The following is a 14,697-nucleotide window of genomic DNA, read 5'->3' on the forward strand; positions in this document are numbered from 1 at the left end:
GTAACCCCCCTCACACGGGGCCTGCCGGGCCGTCGCGGGAAGCGGCGGCCCTTTTTTGGTCAGCCGACGGGTGCCACGTTCAGCCGCGCGCCAGTCGCCGGTTGAGCGCATAGACCGACAGCGGCGCGAACACCCCGGCAATGCCCAGGGCCCAGGCCAGCGACCACAGGGCCGGCTGCAGGGCCGGGCCGTCGGCGTTCATCAGGGCGCGGGCGGCCTCCGCCAGCAGCGAGACGGGGTTGGCCTGTACGAAGCCCTGCAGCCAGGTCGGCATCGTGTCCACGGGCACGAACGCGGAGCTGACGAAGGTGACCGGGAACAGCGCGGTAAAGCCAAACAGCTGCACATGCTCCGGGTCGCGCGCGATCACGCCGACCAGCACCATCACCCAGGAAAAGGCCACCGCGAAGCTCAGCACCAGCGCGACCATCGCCAGCAGGTGCGCCCACGAAGTCTCCAGGCGGAAGCCGAGCAGGAACCCGACGATCAGCAACAGGGCAATACACAGCAGTTGCTTGACCACGTCCGCCAGGATGCGTCCAGCCAGCGGCGCCCAGCGGGGGATGGGCAGGGCGCGAAAGCGATCGAACACACCGCGGGTCAGGTCGGTGTTCAGGCCGTGGCCGACGTACACGGTCACAAACAGCATGTTCATCACGATCACCCCGGGCAGCACGAACGCCAGATAGTTCTCGGGCGAACCGGCAATGGCCCCGCCGAACACGAACAGGAACAGCACCAGGAACAGAATCGGCTGGATCGAGTAGTCGCCCAGTTCCCAGGGGTTGCGGCGTACCTGCACCAGGCTGCGCCAGGCCAGCGCCAGGGTCTGGTCAATGGCGTTCATGCCGCGTCCTCCCCGGCGCCCGGTTCCGCGTGGCCGGCGCCACTGCGCCCGGTCAGGGACAGGAACACATCATCCAGGCTGGCGCCGCGTAGCCCCAGGTCGACCACCTCGATCCCGGCGTCGTCCAGGCGCCGCAACACGGCGGGAAGCAGCCCGGCATCCTGCACCGGCGCGCTGATCTGCGCCCCCTCGACCTGGGCCGCGCGTCCCGCGAGCTCGGTGACGATCCCGGCTGCGCGGTCGCTGGTGGCTGGGTCTGCCACTGTCACATAGAGGCTGCGCGCCCCGACCCGGGCCTTCAGTTCGGCGGCCGTGCCCTCGGCGATCACGCGGCCCTGATCCAGCACCACGATGGCATCGGCCAGGGCGTCGGCCTCCTCCAGGTACTGGGTGGTCAGCAGGACGGTGGTGCCCGCCGCCTGCAACTGGCGCACCCGTTCCCACAGGTCGCGGCGGGCGCGCGGGTCGAGGCCGGTGGACGGCTCGTCCAGGAACAGGATACGCGGTCGTCCAACCAGGCTGGCGGCCAGGTCCAGGCGTCGGCGCATACCCCCGGAGTAGGTCTGCGCGGGGCGTCGCCCGGCCTCCTGCAACGAGAAGTCGGCGAGCAGCGCGTCCGCGCGGGCCCGGGCATCGGCCCGCTTGAGCCCCAGCAGGCGGGCGATCAGGATCAGGTTTTCGCGGCCGGTCAGCTTTTCGTCCACCGAGGCGTACTGGCCGGTCAGGCCGATGATCTCGCGAACCCGCGCGGCCTCGCGGGCCACGTCGAACCCGCCCACGCGGGCCGTGCCGGCGGTGGGCGCGAGCAGGGTGGCCAGCATGCGCACCACGGTGGTCTTGCCGGCGCCGTTCGGCCCCAGCAGGCCCAGGACTTGCCCGGTCGGTACCCGCAGATCGACGCCGTCCACGGCCCGCGTGGCGGCGAAGTCCCGTACCAGTCCCTGTACTTCGATGGCGTTGTCCAAACCTGTCTCCTGATCGGCTCTCCACGCTCGGACGCGGGCGGGGCGACCGGGTTCCGCCGGACAGCCCCGCGGGGTTGGTACCCCAGATTTTTCCCTTAGCCGTCCTGGCGCGCCTTCAGCAGGTCCCGGATCTCGGCCAGCAGCTTCTCCTCGTTACTGGGGGCCGGGGGTTCCGCGGGCCTGGCCTCCTCCTTGTGCTGGAGGCGCGCGATCATCTTGATGGCGGCGAATACCACGGCCGCAATGATCAGGAAGTCCACCACGCGCTTGATGAACACTCCGTAATTGATGGTGACCGCCGCCACGCCATTCTCGGCCTCGCGCAGCACGATCACCAGATCGGAAAAGTCGACCCCGCCAATCAGCAGGCCGATCGGCGGCATCACCACATCCGATACCAAGGACGACACGATCTGGCCGAACGCCAGCCCGATGATCACGCCCACGGCCATATCCACCACGTTGCCGCGCGCCACAAACTGCTTGAACTCGTTCAGGATGCCCATGCCCGTCTCCTCCAGTGAGTAACCCTGAAGCTATAGTCCAGCGCGGGGGCCGTTGCGCGCAGTGGGCGTGGCGAGCGTCAGTTTCCGTGGGCGTCGCGTGAGTCGTGCGGGGCCTGGTCGCGTTCGTGCATGCCGTAGTCGCGGACCACCTCGGCCACGCGCAGGCGATAGTCGGCAAAGATGCCGCCGCGCCCGGCCGCCTGCACCTGACGGTGTTCCTCGAGGTTGCGCCATTGCCGCACCGCGGCCTCGTCCCGCCAGAAGGACAGCGACAGCACCTTGCCCGGCTGGCTCAGGCTTTCGAAACGTTCGATGGAGATGAATCCGTCGACGTCCTTCAGGTGTTCGCGCAGGCTCGCGGCCGCGTCCAGGTAGTCCTGCTTGCGCTCGGCGTGCGGTTCCACTTCAAAGATCACGGCAATCATGGCGGTTTCGCTATCAGAAAGACGAGGGCCGATTTAACCATGCGCGCAGGCGCAAGGTGGAAGCTGCGCCCGCCCGCGGAGGCTCGGGCGCACGGCCTGTCATCGATCAGGGGGATTACTCATTTTTCCGGGGTGTCATCCGGGTCCTGATAGGCGCGCAGTCCGCCCGCGATGGACTGGACATTGGTATAGCCCATATCCACCAGCTGGGCCGCCGCCAGTGCCCCGCGGTTGCCACCATTGCAGAAGCAGACCAGGGGCGCGCCCTTGTCAGGCACCACCCCCTCGATCTGGCGGGTGATGGAATCCAGCGCAACGTTGCGGGCGTTCGGAAGGCTGCCCTTCTGGTACTCCTCCGGTTCGCGCACATCAATGGCGATGGCACCGGATGCCAGGTGGTCGTCTACCTGTTTCGGTTCAATTTCATCGATGCGCTCGCGCGCGGCCTGTGCGCGTCGGAGAAACGCTTCGTCGTGGTGATCCATCCAGGTCTCCTTCGTTGAGGGTTTGTTGAGGGTGTGCGGCTCCTGCCGGGTGCGGGTGCCAGCGTTGCACGGCCTCTGGCCGTGATCTCTGTCGGGACACCCGGCAGGAACTGGCTAATTCCCTTGTGGTCGTAGGGAGTTCAAAATATCTTCAAAGCCATATATAGGGAGAGCCACATGAAGAAAACGCTGATGGCCCTTGCGGTCGCCGCCGCCTGCCCGGCTCTGGCGCTGGCCGAACCCCGTGTCGTGGACACCGATCGTAATGTCTTTATTCCCGCCGAAGAGGATGCCCGCGCGGTTCTGCGGGTCGCCGCGGTCTATAACGACGAAGACTTCCGCATCCATTACGAGTACGAGACCGATACGCCCAGCTGGTATCACCAGGTCTGGCGCTACGAGGATGGCGAGTGGGTGCGCTACGGATCCGGCGGCCCGGGGCCGGACGAGCACGGCCTGTACGAGGACCGGATCTCCATGATGCTGGACGACGGCAAGGTGGAGGGCTTCGACCGCATGGGCGGGTGGATGACCGCGCACGACGGTATGCGCAGCCTGACCTCCGAGGTGGACGCGGATGCCGTTCGCGAGCATCCCAAGCTGGGCGGCGACCTCGGGCGCAGCGACGTGCGCAAGTACCTCCCGCAGACCCGCGTCACGGAGGATCCGGAAGAGGTCTCCTGGGATCAGGTCATCGATGACGAGGCCCTGGAACAGTTGCAGTCCGACGGTGTGTTCCTCGACCTGTGGCAGTGGCGCTCCCACCGCAGCCACCCGATGGGCTACGCGGACAACAACTACGTGCTGCACTACCGCCTGTCGTCCGAGGGCACCAGCATGTTCACGACCAACTGGGATGACGACGCCGATCAGCCTGCCTGGATGTTCGATCCGGAGCAGGTCGGAGCCCCCGCTCTGGAGTGGGAGGCCCTGATCGCCCGCGAGTACGGCCAGGACGATGCTTATTACATCCACGAGGGCAACGCAATCGCCTTCGATCCGGACCACGACTGGCAGGAAGGCGATGTGATCCCGCAGCGGTTCCTGCGGGAGCCGAGCGGCAGCCGCGGCGCGATCCGTGCCGATGGTGGCTACGAAGACGGCGCCTGGCGGATTGCACTCACCCGCACGCTGGAGGCCCCCAACGCCCGGGACAGCAAGACCCTGGAACATGGCGCGTCCTACAACGTCGCCTTCGCGGTTCACAGTGCCGCGGGCGCGCGCTGGCACCTGGTCTCGCTGCCGATGACCCTGGGGCTGGAAGACGGGGAGGCCGACATCGTCGCTCGCCGTGTCGATGGGGACCTGGACGAAGCCGACCTGGAATGGACCGAGGTGGAGGTGTTCTACCCGGGTCAGATCACCTATCAGTTCCTGCACAGCGACGACCACCCGGGCGGCACGCTGGTGCGCGAGGGCGAGAAGGGCGTGCGTGATCAGCACGATCTAGACACCCTGCCGGGCTTCATAGTCGACATGGAGCAGCAGCTCCTGCGCGACGCAGACTGAGCCGGCGCGGGTCGGCACCACGCGCGCTCAGACCCGGACTCGTCTGGTGTCGACACTCTCGGCCGTGGAAGGGGTGCGCCCGACGCCCTTGCGCCACCAGACGTGCAGGGCAAGGCACAAAGCCTGACGTCGGGTCTCCTGCGCTCCGTCGTCCCGGACGCCGCGCAGCGGTGATCCGGGGTCTCCGCCGGTGGGGCGGGCGCGGTCGGTGGCAAGGCCGGCGTGGGCGCTCCCGGCTCTGCGCTTCGCTGAGGCCGGGATGACGCCGTGTGGGCTGTGCCGCGCGTCAGGCCGTCTCGGCGTTGCCGGTGGGGGTGGTTTCGCGGCGGATCAGGTAGTCCACGTAGAGGAAGCCGAAGGGCACCACGCCGAGGAACAGCACCAGCAGCCATTTCCAAACCGGCCAGCCGCTCAGGTGGCTGGCCATCACCGACGCCGCGCCGTAGACGATGAACAGGATGCCGTGGACCCAGCCGACATAGGTGACGGCCAGGGGCATGTCCGCGTAGGTGCGCAGCGGCATCGCGATAAACAGCAGGGTAATGAGCGACAAACCCTCGAGGACGCTGATCAGGCGGAAGAATTTCATGGGCGGGACCGGTGGGTCGGGAAACGCGGCGGAGGGTAGCACGAAGCGCGACGGGCGCCACGAAATGGACCCGGCAGTGTGGTCGGGTTAATCCTTGCGCTGGTTGCGCGCGGATTGTGCGTAGTCCTTGGCCCGGGCGCGGATCTCCTCGAAGAACAGCGCCTCCCAGCGGGTGTTGCGTTCGTCCGGGGATAGCGAGCCGTCGGCCTGCTCGTCTTTCAGGCGGGCATCGGCCGCCGCCTCCGCATCGTCCAGGATCTGGCGAAAGACCTCCCTGGCAGCGGCCGCCCTGGGGTCGACCCCGTTGCGCTTGAGCACATCGGCCAGCAGCGTGCCGCCTTTTTTCCATTTCGACCAGAGTCTCATGCGACCTCCCGGGAAAACGCCGCACGACTATACCGTCGCGATTGCTGCGCCCGGAAGCCGGGTCCGGTGGCCGCCGTGGCGCGGGCCGGGCCCGGGCCGCCTGCGTGGGGATCAGGCGATGCGGTAGGCGGAGGCCAGGTCGCGTACCCGCGACGCGATATCCGCGACCTCCTGGCTGGCGGTCGCGGTCTGGCGCGAGCCATTGGCGGTGTCGCCGGTGATGTCGTTGATCGCGTAGATGTTGCGGTTGATCTCCTCGGCCACGGCGTTCTGCTCTTCCGCGGCGCTGGCGATCTGCGTGGTCATGTCGCTGATCCGGCCGATGGCCTGGACGATGGATTCCAGCGCTTGACCGGCGCGCTCGGCATCGTGGCTGGTGGCCTCCGCCATCTCGCGTCCGCGACCCATGGCGGTGACCGCGTTGCGGGTGCCGGCCTGCAGGGCCTCGATCATCGCCTGGATGTCGGCGGTGGAGTCCTGGGTGCGCGAGGCGAGGGTGCGGACCTCGTCGGCGACCACGGCAAAGCCGCGGCCCTGTTCGCCCGCGCGGGCGGCCTCGATCGCGGCGTTCAGGGCCAGCAGGTTGGTCTGCTCGGCGATCCCGCGGATCACGTCCAGCACCGAGCCGATCTGCTGGCCCTTCTCGTCCAGGTTGCGCACGGTTTCTTCGATGGTGGCGACCTCGCCGGACAGGCGGCCGATGTCGCTGACGACGGTACGCACGACCTCGCCCCCCGAGCGGGACTCCTGGTCGGCTTCCTGGCTGGAGGAGGCGGCATCGGAGGCGTTACGCGCGACCTCCTGGACCGTCGCCGCCATCTCGTTCATCGCGGTCGAGACCTGCTCGGTCTGCGAACGCTGCTGGTCAATATTGCCGTCGGTCTGCGCGCTGACCGCGGACAACTGCTCGGCGGCCGAGGCCATCTGGTCGGTCAGGGTGCGCAGCTCGCGGATGGAGTCCTGGAACTGGTCGAGCATGCTGTTCAGGGCAGTCGCAGTCGCGCCGATCTCGTCGTCCGCACCGACATTCACCCGGCGCGACAGGTCATGGTCGCCAGCAATCCCCTCCAGCGTCTGGCGCATGTGCGCGATCGGGAGCGCTACCGAGCGATAGGTCCACACCCCGGTAATCACGACCCCGATCAGGACCAGCAGCATCAGGGCGCCGCTGCGCACCAGGACCTGGGTGTAGAACTCCGATACCCGTTCGGCTTCCGCACCGGCCACGTCGATCTGCAGGTCGACCAGCTCGGTGATCTGGTCGCTGATCGGGTCGATGCTGTCGTACAGCGGGCCGTTGAAGGCATCGAGCTCGCCCTGCACATCGCCCGACATCCCGCCCAGCGCCGCCTCCAGGCGATCCAGGTCCGCGTTCGCCGCGCGGAACAGGGAGCGGGCGCCATCGGCGAGTTCCTGTTCCCGGGGCGTCAGCGTCGTGGCCAGGTAGGCCTCCCAGATCGTGGCGATCTCCGTGCGCGCTTCGCGCACGTCGGCCAGGGCCTCTTCCGCGGTCATGCGCCCGGCATCGGCCTTGTTCACGGCATCGATGACCAGCACCGCGTAGTTGTCCGCGATGGTCTTCAGTTGCTGCAGGGGCACGACCCGGTCGTGGTAGATGTTCTGCACGCCTTCTTCGATATTGGCCGTGCCGCGGGCGGCCAAGGCCGCCAGCAGCAGGAGCGCGGCCACGGGCACCACGATGGTGATGACCAGTTTGGAGCGAACGGAGAGCGAGCGGAGGTTCATGGGCGGGTCCTTGTATGGCCTGGAAGGGGTAAGCCCGAGGTGCCGGGCCGGGGGAATGCCGATCCATGCAGGCGTCCGTGCCCCGGGTATTCCGGGGGCGGGCGTCGTGCGCAGACGGCTGCGGTGTTACCGGCAGGCGCCGCGCCTTGTTCGCGCGCATGGCAGCGGACGCCACCGGCGGCGGCATTACCCTGATGACAGATTAAACGGCCCCGCGCGCCAAACCTTGAGCCACATCAACCGCGCCGAGGGTCGCCCAAGGTGGCGGGTCGCCGGTTGGATCGGTACCCGCGGTCCTGGCCCGGCCGCCATCTCATTCCGGGTCGCGCCCGCTGGTCGATGCCAGTGTCTCGCGGATCCGCCGTAGGTCGCGCACGTACTCCAGCATGGCCATCATGGCGTCGGCGAACAGGTAGGCCCCGAACAGGATCATTCCGGCCACAAACAGCCCGGCCAGCGGCCACAGGAGGGCTGCAAGCACGGCCAGTGCCCAGCCGATTGCTTCCACCTGTTCCGCTTCCAGCCCGAACGCGGCAACGGCCGCGCCCGCGAAGGGTTCTGCGGCCGTCAGGGAGATCACCGACAGGGCCACCGCGAACAGGGCCACGCCGGTTGCCAGCAACTCGCCCGCCAGCCGCATGCAGACGACAACGCAGGTGATGGCGGGATAGTCCCGGGTATCCAGTGCTCCCAGTACCCGGGCGCGGCGCCACAACAACGCGACCCAGGCGACTACGGCCATCCCGAACAGGATCTGCAGCAGGATCAGGGAGCCGAGCGGCCATGGGAGCTCCGGTGTCTCCTGTGCCAGCATCCAGAAGGCCAGCGAGGCCAGCAGTCCGCCGAGGCCCGTCAGGGCGGCGATGCCGCGAAGCGCCCAGCCGGCCAGCCGCTGCAGGGGAAGCGTGCCTTCGGTTCCACCGGTCGTCTCGTCGGTCAAGGGGGCCTCCATGGGGGACGATTGCCCTTGCGATAGTGCCCGAAGATCGCTTCGAGCAGGCGAGAGACCGGTTATTCGGCCGGCGCGTACAACCACGGGGCCCAATGCATGCGGCATGGACTGGTGTGTGGAGGCGCTGCAGGGCCAGCGCGCGTGCGCGTCGGGCTTCGGGCCTTTTGCAATCATGCGGTGTTTCGCGAAATCTATCGGAACCAGGGGCGCCTGCTGAAGCGAACCCCGTGCGCCCTCACAACCCCGACGCAAAAGGAGCCTGCATGGTGAACGAGACGGACGATCCAAAGCTGGAGATCAGCGTCAACGCGGCCCGCGAGCTGGTGGATATTGGTCTGGCGGTGCTGCTGGATATCCGTCAGCCCTTCGAGCTGGAACTGGAGGGCGAGGTGGAAGGGGCGGTCCCGGTGCCCCTGTTCCGCCTGAAGCAGCTACTGGGTCGGGGCCTGTCGGAGGAAGAGCAGGAGCTGCTGGACGCGGACGAGCCGGATGATCGCGACTTCCAGCACTTCATCTCCCTGATTAACCGGCATCACGTCACCCAGGACCAGATCCTGCTGTGCCTGTGCAACAGCGGCCGGCGCAGCCTGCGCGCCGCCGAACTGCTGCGGGACCTGGGGTATACCCGCTGCCTTTCGGTTCGCGAAGGCTTTCGCGAGTGGCCCCGCGACGCCGCTACCGAATAAGGCGCGTACTCGCCTCCCTGCCTCGTTGCTGGCAATGCGCCGGCTCTCGGCGCATTGCGCAAAGGCTTGTCGTTCTGCCCGCCCGTTGGAACGAGCCCGGGGCGTCAAGCCCGGATGGCAGGGATCGGCTGGCCTCAGTGACCGTGTGTCTCGTGCGCGTCCACCGGTTCTTCGAACGCGATGAACAGGATGCAGTCCTCGTCCGAGATGCAGTGGGTGGTATGCGCCAGTCGCGCAGGGCCATAGGCGTAGGTCCCGGGCCGAAGCACTACCGGTTCCTGATCGTCATAGTCCACCTGCATCTCGCCCTGGACCAGCACCATGCGCTCGGCGCTGGTGTGCCAGTGATGGGGCGCGGTGCTGTTGCCGGGCAGCAGGAAGAACACATCGGCGTTGGGCTCGGCCGGGTCGCCCTGGAGGACGGCCAGGCGGCAGTCGTCGGGCATGAAGGCCGGGCAGGGGTTCCATTCAAGATCGGGGGCGTCCGGCGCCCAGATAAAGGCCTGGCCGTCGTCGGCCGCCAGGCTCGCCAAGGGGGCGGCCAGGGCGAGCGCGGCGGCCCATGCAGCCAGGCGGCGAAGCGTTCCCGTGGGCCGGATCGAGTGGTCGTACATGAGGCACCTCCTGGGGTCCATGGCTTGGCCGGCCGCGGGCCGGGCGTAGCCTTTTCTCCGTCATGGGCCCCGCCACAGGGATGCGTGCGCGCGGCCTTTATCCAGGATTCTGGCTTGGCCCGGTCGGGGTGGCTTCCACAATCTTGCGGCGGGGGAGCGGATGTTGCGGTTACCACGTCGCACCTTCGCTACTGCGGCAGTGGTTCCGTACGCGCGCACCGAGGGGGCCGTACCGAAGGGGTCAGACCATGCCTTTTGCCCGTCCCGTGTTGCGGGCACAAGAGCCAAGGTCTGCCCCCCCGGTTGCCCGTGGGAGCCTGCTTGCAGGCGAAGCTCCTGCCCGTGCTGGATGTAGCAGGGGCCAGAGCCTCAATGGGTTGGCATGAAGCGAAAGGCAAGGTCGGACCCGTTGATTCTGCGGATCGCGCCAGCCTCGAATAACGGTGGGGAGCGAAGATGGGTCTCACGTTCGCGCCTTCGCTATAGCGCTGGACCGTCCCTGGTCCAGCCTTGGCCTTCGCAGCAGACGGCGGCGCGTACTGCTGGCGCCGCCGTCACCCTGTAAACCGGGTTGCTTGCAAGGGGCGCGTTCACCCAGGCGCTGACGTCAGGCCGCCGACCGCCCGGCATGAGAGACCCGTTCGATCCTGACGGGGACCGGTCGGCAGACCGTGTTGCAGACCGGCGAGTGGTCCTGCGCAAACCCGAGCAGGTCGTCCAGTTCTTGCTCGCTGCAGTCCGCGTCGATCTGCATCTGGATGGCGATGTCCTGGTAGCCCGCAGGGACCTCGTCATTAAGCGCCAGAAGACCTTCCAGATTGATCGTTCCTTTCAGCTCGGTCGAAAGCGAATGGATACGAATACCCCGGGCGGTGGCGTGCAGCACGGTCGTCGTGGTCACGCATCCCGCCAGTGCATGGAGCAGGTATTCAACCGGGTTGGCGCCCTCGTTTTTGCCGAGTAGTACCGGCGGTTCCCCGTTGGTGAATTCCCACCCGGTATCCCGCGAGGCGTCTTCGGCACCCGCACCATAGAAGTCCTTGATGGTCGATCGATTCTCGCCTCCGCTGATCCAGGTGTTGCGGGCGCGGAACTCGAACTGCGCGAGTTCGCGGTTGTCCTGCAGGGCCTGCACGGTCGTGGTCATCTGATCCACGTTCAGGCCGTTCATCGTGTTCTGCGTGTTCATGGCTGTTCTCCGTTTGAGAAGGGACCATTGCGCGCCATCGGATGGTGACGCAGCTTTAGGCTATAACCGGGGAATCGACCGCATAAGCGGCAGACGAGCCAGAAGCGTGGCGTTCGTGCCACCGGAGGACGCAGATGAGCCGCTCGGACATGCCTGTCGAGGTGCTGATCGTTGCCGTCCCCGAAACCGCAGGTTCCGCGCTGTACGGCATGGTGGACGTGCTGTCGGCCGCCGGGAATCTCTGGCAACGCCTTCGCCATGAGCCCGTCAGCCAGGCCGGGTTTCGGGTGCGCATCGTCGCCCGCGAACGCAAGCCTTTTCTGTGCGGAAACGACATTCCGGTGCAGCCGCATTGCGCGATTCGCGACCAGCCGGAGGCGTCCATCGTGATCCTGCCCGAGCTGTGGCTGGGCCCGGATGAATCCTTCCATGGCCGGTACCCGGAACTGATGCGCTGGGTTCGCGACTGTTACGAGGGCGGGAAATCGATCTACTCGGCCTGTTCCGGCACCATCATGCTGGCCGAAACGGGTCTGTTGGCCGGGTGTGCCGCCACCTCGCACTGGGGGTATCAGGACCTGTTCCGGCGCGACTATCCGGAAGTACGATTCCTGCCCGAACCCAATCTGGTCCTGGCGGACCCATCGGGGCGGATGGTCAGTGCCGGGGGTACCACGTCCTGGCACGATCTGGCCTTGCATATCATCGCGCGCCATCTGGGCCCGGTGGAGGCCATCCGCATCGCCAAGGTGTATCTACTCAAGTGGCACGATGAAGGCCAGGGGCCTTATACCCCGCTGGTGCTGAAATCCGACCATACCGACGCCCGAATGCGGCAGTGCGAGGACTGGCTGGGCCAGCATTTTGCCGAACACTCCGCGATCCGCTTGCTCACCGAGGAATCCGGCCTGGCCGAACGCACCCTGAAGCGGCGTTTCAAGCAGGCCACCGGCGTATCCCTGGTGCATTACCTGCAGAACCTGCGTATCGAAAGGGCCAAACACCTGCTCGAGACTACGACGATGTCCATCGAGGAGATCAGCTTTGCTGTCGGATACGAGGATGTATCGTTTTTCCGTGAGCTGTTCCGGCGGCTGACGGGCACCACGCCGGGCCGGTATCGCAGGCTCTTCTTTCCGGGCGTGGACTCCAGCACGAGGCTGGACAGCCCGGACAAGGCCGCGAGCTGAAGGCTGGATAGGGTCAAGGTGGGTACCCCCTTCACGGGCCGACCGGGGCGACTAGCGCGAGGTCTCGGCCTTGCGCGCCTCGGCCTCGCGGCGTTGCTCCGGTGTGAGCTGCTGGTGGACGTAGTCGCGGGCCTCCGCGGCCGGCTTGTGGCCTTGATCGGCGGCGCGCGCGAACCAGACCCAGGCGCCCGGCAGGTCGGCCTCCACGCCACGGCCCTCGGCGAGTACGATGCCCATGTTGTACTGCGCCTGGGGCAGGCCCGCCCGCGCCGCGGCGCGATACCAGTGGGCCGCCGCCGTCAGGTCTTCCTGCGTGCCGTTGCCGTCGCGGCAGAGGTTGCCCAGGCGTGCGGCTGCGTCCGGGTCTCCGGCCTCGGCGGCTTGCCGATACCAGTGGGCGGCCCCGGTCATGTCCGTCGCGACGCCGTCGCCCTGTTCCAGGGCCAGGGCGAGGTTGAAGGCCGCGTCGCGGTGTCCCGCCTCGGCGGCCCGGGCGTAGTACTCGGCTGCCGCGGCCCGATCGCGCGCGCATCCGCTGCCTTGCTGATGCGCGACACCGAGACTGTTCAGGGCGTCGGGGTCGCCGTGCTCCGCGGCGCGTTTCCACCACTGGACGGCCTCGGTGGCGGCGGCCTCGTCGCCCGCGTTCTGCAGCAGCACGGCCAGGTTGTTCTGCGCCACGACGTGACCCGCCTCGGCCGCGTGCCCGTACCAGTGTCGGGCCGCCTCGGTATCGGCCGGGTCGGCCTTCTCCGCCATCACCCCCAGGTTAAAGCTGGCATCGCTCAGTCCCTGCGCCGCGGCCTGTTCCCAGTACCCGCGCGCACGCTCGGCATCGGCCTTCAGCCCTAGGCCGTCGGCATACAGAATCCCCATCCCCAACTGGCCCCAGGCCGAGCCGGCCTCGGCACTGGCCGCCCAGAGCTCCCCGGCGGTCCGATAGTCGCCCCGTTCAAATGCGGCAAAGCCGTCCTGATCGGCTTGGCTCGGCCCTTCGGGCTGTTCCGGATGCGGCGGGTTGGCAGGCGTACCCATGGCGGTGGTTCTCGCTGACAGTGTTTACGGAGCGCCCGAGCATACAGCCTGGGTACCCGGCCGCAAGCAACCCCGGGCCCTGACCGCCACGTTGCGGAACGGAAACGATGGGTCTCCTCGTCTTCGTCGCCCCTGCGAGGTTTCATCACGACGGAGAAGCAAACACCGTCGATGGATAAGAAAGTGGGTGTCCTCTCCTTCCCTCGCCGTGATGGGGGTTGAGGTCCGACCCCGAAACGGGGACATTTCTTGGATTTCACTCTTTCATGAGCCGGCCGACCTTCGAATAAATAAGAACCCTGAGCGCATCGCGATTGGCTCCGTAGTGGAACTCCCGGTGACAGTTCGGACAGACGGCGATTGCATTCCTAGCGGTATCGCTGCCGCCATCGGAAAGACGCTTTACATGATGGACCTCAAGGAACGGATCGCCATTGTCTTTGAAGAATGGACTTGGGTTCCCGCACATTTCACAGTTTCCATCTGCAGCGTCTAGAACGTAGCGGACAACACGTGCGTCGCGAACAAATGTATCGACCGTTGTGGTATTCCGATCAGGATTTCTTTGCCCAATTGGTATCGCTGTGTTGGACGGGAGATCGCGAACCGTTTTCTCTAACTCTTCGCGCGTTTTGCAAAGTAATGGGCCCCGCTCCTCAGGCGGGTTGGTAGGCTCGATGAGTTCCCAAACACCATGTCCAGATTGGGTTGGGCGTTTAATTCTTCCGTCATCTACCAAATCTTTCTTTGCCCACCGAACTTCCTTATTAAATAAGCTTTCGTTACCATTTGTAGTTAGTTCAAGGTCTTTCTGCGACAAGTCAAATTGTTCAGAAAGCTGGCCATAGACCTCGATTGAGGGCATCGGGCCAGATCGTGCTAGCAATTCCAGCAGCGCGATCTTTATCTGTTTACGCGAAGGGATCACACGGAATCCTCATGAAACTAACAGTGGTCAGAGAGGGTGGAGGAACGTAGGTCTCCTGTCTTCACCCCCGCCGTGTACCAGTACCACAATGACGGCTAGGCGGCAGTCGAAGGCTTCGCTGACGTGAGTCCGCTCGGCCATCCTTCAAGCTGGCGCCGCCGCGAGGCGAACACAACCGCGCCTGGTACGCCGCCATTTCCCAAGACATCTGGCGCTTGGCCCCTGGCACTCTCCCAACCTTTCCGCCCGCCCCTGCGGGCATGGAGTTCGTTTGCGGGCAGGCATGCAGAAAGTGAGTGTCCTATCCTTCGCGCGCGCTACGTGCAGCGCATCCGTCACGCACCTAAGGGGTCAGGCCTTGCCTTTTGCCCCTGTCGTGGCAGGGAGGCAAAAGGCAAGGTCTGACCCCTGTGCCCCAGGTGTCGCGCCTCGGCCTCGCTGCGTTGCTCCTGGGTGAGCTGCTGGTGGACGTAGTCGCGGGCCTCCGCGGCCGGCTTGTGGCCCTGATCGGCGGCGCGCGCGAACCAGACCCAGGCGCCGGGCAGGTCGGCCTCCACGCCACGGCCCTCGGCGAGCACGATGCCCATATTGTACTGGGCCGGGGCCAGCCCCTGCCGCGCCGAGGCCAGGTACCAGGCGGCCGCGGCCGACTCGTCCTGAGTCAC

16 protein-coding genes and 1 pseudogene are annotated in these 14,697 nt (G+C 66.6%); 3 read left to right on the forward strand and 14 right to left on the reverse strand.

Translation table 11 applies throughout. The features are described 5' to 3' along the window. Nucleotides 1–79: 79 nt before the first annotated feature. From C996_RS0105840 to C996_RS0105860, 5 genes are all read right to left on the reverse strand, one after another. Nucleotides 80–847, reverse strand: a complete 768-nt coding sequence (locus tag C996_RS0105840) for an ABC transporter permease (RefSeq protein WP_018866517.1) — start codon at nt 845–847, stop codon at nt 80–82. Continuing rightward, nucleotides 844–1,812: a daunorubicin resistance protein DrrA family ABC transporter ATP-binding protein gene (locus C996_RS0105845; RefSeq protein WP_018866518.1), complete on the reverse strand. Its 969-nt coding sequence runs from the start codon at nt 1,810–1,812 to the stop codon at nt 844–846. The genes C996_RS0105840 and C996_RS0105845 overlap by 4 nt, the downstream gene beginning before the upstream one ends. A gap of 95 nt (nt 1,813–1,907) precedes the next feature. Beyond that, a complete protein-coding gene (mscL, locus tag C996_RS0105850) occupies nt 1,908–2,318 on the reverse strand; it encodes a large-conductance mechanosensitive channel protein MscL (RefSeq protein WP_018866519.1) in 411 nt (136 codons plus the stop codon). Nucleotides 2,319–2,395: 77 nt separating this feature from the next. After that, the gene (locus C996_RS0105855) at nt 2,396–2,743 is read right to left on the reverse strand and encodes an antibiotic biosynthesis monooxygenase (RefSeq protein ID WP_018866520.1); all 348 of its coding nucleotides are present in this window, start codon (nt 2,741–2,743) and stop codon (nt 2,396–2,398) included. Between the two features lie 119 nt (nt 2,744–2,862). Then, a complete protein-coding gene (locus C996_RS0105860; RefSeq protein WP_018866521.1) occupies nt 2,863–3,228 on the reverse strand; it encodes a rhodanese-like domain-containing protein in 366 nt (121 codons plus the stop codon). Between the two features lie 177 nt (nt 3,229–3,405). Between C996_RS0105860 and C996_RS0105865 the strand changes: the two genes are divergently transcribed. Continuing rightward, complete coding sequence (locus tag C996_RS0105865) at nt 3,406–4,737, forward strand: ethylbenzene dehydrogenase-related protein (protein WP_018866522.1); 1,332 nt, start codon at nt 3,406–3,408, stop codon at nt 4,735–4,737. 286 nt (nt 4,738–5,023) lie between these two features. Here the strand turns inward: C996_RS0105865 and C996_RS0105870 are convergent, their stop codons facing one another. The 4 genes from C996_RS0105870 to C996_RS0105885 all read right to left on the reverse strand — a co-directional run bounded on the left by C996_RS0105870 (nt 5,024) and on the right by C996_RS0105885 (nt 8,378). After that, nucleotides 5,024–5,326 (reverse strand): DUF3817 domain-containing protein, encoded by a 303-nt coding sequence (locus C996_RS0105870; RefSeq protein ID WP_018866523.1) that lies wholly within the window; start codon nt 5,324–5,326, stop codon nt 5,024–5,026. Nucleotides 5,327–5,413: 87 nt separating this feature from the next. Next, complete coding sequence (locus C996_RS0105875; protein ID WP_018866524.1) at nt 5,414–5,692, reverse strand: hypothetical protein; 279 nt, start codon at nt 5,690–5,692, stop codon at nt 5,414–5,416. A gap of 111 nt (nt 5,693–5,803) precedes the next feature. After that, nucleotides 5,804–7,438, reverse strand: a complete 1,635-nt coding sequence (locus tag C996_RS0105880) for a methyl-accepting chemotaxis protein (RefSeq protein ID WP_018866525.1) — start codon at nt 7,436–7,438, stop codon at nt 5,804–5,806. A 313-nt stretch (nt 7,439–7,751) separates the two neighbouring features. Continuing rightward, nucleotides 7,752–8,378 carry a hypothetical protein gene (locus tag C996_RS0105885; RefSeq protein ID WP_018866526.1) on the reverse strand — a complete coding sequence of 209 codons (627 nt, stop codon included), beginning with the start codon at nt 8,376–8,378 and terminating at the stop codon, nt 7,752–7,754. Between the two features lie 275 nt (nt 8,379–8,653). Here C996_RS0105885 and C996_RS0105890 point away from each other — a divergent pair, with 275 nt between their 5' ends. Beyond that, nucleotides 8,654–9,076, forward strand: a complete 423-nt coding sequence (locus C996_RS0105890; protein ID WP_018866527.1) for a rhodanese-like domain-containing protein — start codon at nt 8,654–8,656, stop codon at nt 9,074–9,076. A 134-nt stretch (nt 9,077–9,210) separates the two neighbouring features. Here C996_RS0105890 and C996_RS0105895 read toward each other — a convergent pair whose 3' ends face one another. Continuing rightward, nucleotides 9,211–9,690 carry a cupin domain-containing protein gene (locus C996_RS0105895; protein ID WP_018866528.1) on the reverse strand — a complete coding sequence of 160 codons (480 nt, stop codon included), beginning with the start codon at nt 9,688–9,690 and terminating at the stop codon, nt 9,211–9,213. 607 nt (nt 9,691–10,297) lie between these two features. Next, nucleotides 10,298–10,879, reverse strand: coding sequence for an OsmC family protein (locus tag C996_RS0105900; RefSeq protein ID WP_018866529.1), 582 nt, complete (start codon nt 10,877–10,879; stop codon nt 10,298–10,300). A 134-nt stretch (nt 10,880–11,013) separates the two neighbouring features. Between C996_RS0105900 and C996_RS0105905 the strand changes: the two genes are divergently transcribed. Next, nucleotides 11,014–12,069 carry a GlxA family transcriptional regulator gene (locus tag C996_RS0105905; RefSeq protein ID WP_018866530.1) on the forward strand — a complete coding sequence of 352 codons (1,056 nt, stop codon included), beginning with the start codon at nt 11,014–11,016 and terminating at the stop codon, nt 12,067–12,069. Between the two features lie 51 nt (nt 12,070–12,120). Here C996_RS0105905 and C996_RS0105910 read toward each other — a convergent pair whose 3' ends face one another. The 3 genes and pseudogenes from C996_RS0105910 to C996_RS13765 all read right to left on the reverse strand — a co-directional run. Continuing rightward, the gene (locus C996_RS0105910; protein WP_018866531.1) at nt 12,121–13,104 is read right to left on the reverse strand and encodes an SEL1-like repeat protein; all 984 of its coding nucleotides are present in this window, start codon (nt 13,102–13,104) and stop codon (nt 12,121–12,123) included. 256 nt (nt 13,105–13,360) lie between these two features. After that, nucleotides 13,361–14,032 (reverse strand): HNH endonuclease signature motif containing protein, encoded by a 672-nt coding sequence (locus C996_RS14125; protein ID WP_155985242.1) that lies wholly within the window; start codon nt 14,030–14,032, stop codon nt 13,361–13,363. Nucleotides 14,033–14,454: 422 nt separating this feature from the next. Then, nucleotides 14,455–14,697: pseudogene (locus C996_RS13765) on the reverse strand (hypothetical protein); the annotation flags it as partial.

It is taken from the genome of Thioalkalivibrio sp. ALE25 (genome assembly GCF_000377285.1).
GTDB lineage: Bacteria > Pseudomonadota > Gammaproteobacteria > Ectothiorhodospirales > Ectothiorhodospiraceae > Thioalkalivibrio.

Excerpts from the sequence above, each read along its gene's own strand:
- C996_RS0105840 (WP_018866517.1), bottom strand. The coding sequence starts at position 847 with ATGAACGCCATTGACCAGACCCTGGCGCTGGCCTGGCGCAGCCTGGTG.
- mscL (WP_018866519.1), bottom strand. The coding sequence starts at position 2,318 with ATGGGCATCCTGAACGAGTTCAAGCAGTTTGTGGCGCGCGGCAACGTG.
- C996_RS0105855 (WP_018866520.1), bottom strand. The coding sequence starts at position 2,743 with ATGATTGCCGTGATCTTTGAAGTGGAACCGCACGCCGAGCGCAAGCAG.
- C996_RS0105860 (WP_018866521.1), bottom strand. The coding sequence starts at position 3,228 with ATGGATCACCACGACGAAGCGTTTCTCCGACGCGCACAGGCCGCGCGC.
- C996_RS0105865 (WP_018866522.1), top strand. The coding sequence starts at position 3,406 with ATGAAGAAAACGCTGATGGCCCTTGCGGTCGCCGCCGCCTGCCCGGCT.
- C996_RS0105870 (WP_018866523.1), bottom strand. The coding sequence starts at position 5,326 with ATGAAATTCTTCCGCCTGATCAGCGTCCTCGAGGGTTTGTCGCTCATT.
- C996_RS0105875 (WP_018866524.1), bottom strand. The coding sequence starts at position 5,692 with ATGAGACTCTGGTCGAAATGGAAAAAAGGCGGCACGCTGCTGGCCGAT.
- C996_RS0105880 (WP_018866525.1), bottom strand. The coding sequence starts at position 7,438 with ATGAACCTCCGCTCGCTCTCCGTTCGCTCCAAACTGGTCATCACCATC.
- C996_RS0105890 (WP_018866527.1), top strand. The coding sequence starts at position 8,654 with ATGGTGAACGAGACGGACGATCCAAAGCTGGAGATCAGCGTCAACGCG.
- C996_RS0105895 (WP_018866528.1), bottom strand. The coding sequence starts at position 9,690 with ATGTACGACCACTCGATCCGGCCCACGGGAACGCTTCGCCGCCTGGCT.
- C996_RS0105900 (WP_018866529.1), bottom strand. The coding sequence starts at position 10,879 with ATGAACACGCAGAACACGATGAACGGCCTGAACGTGGATCAGATGACC.
- C996_RS0105905 (WP_018866530.1), top strand. The coding sequence starts at position 11,014 with ATGAGCCGCTCGGACATGCCTGTCGAGGTGCTGATCGTTGCCGTCCCC.
- C996_RS0105910 (WP_018866531.1), bottom strand. The coding sequence starts at position 13,104 with ATGGGTACGCCTGCCAACCCGCCGCATCCGGAACAGCCCGAAGGGCCG.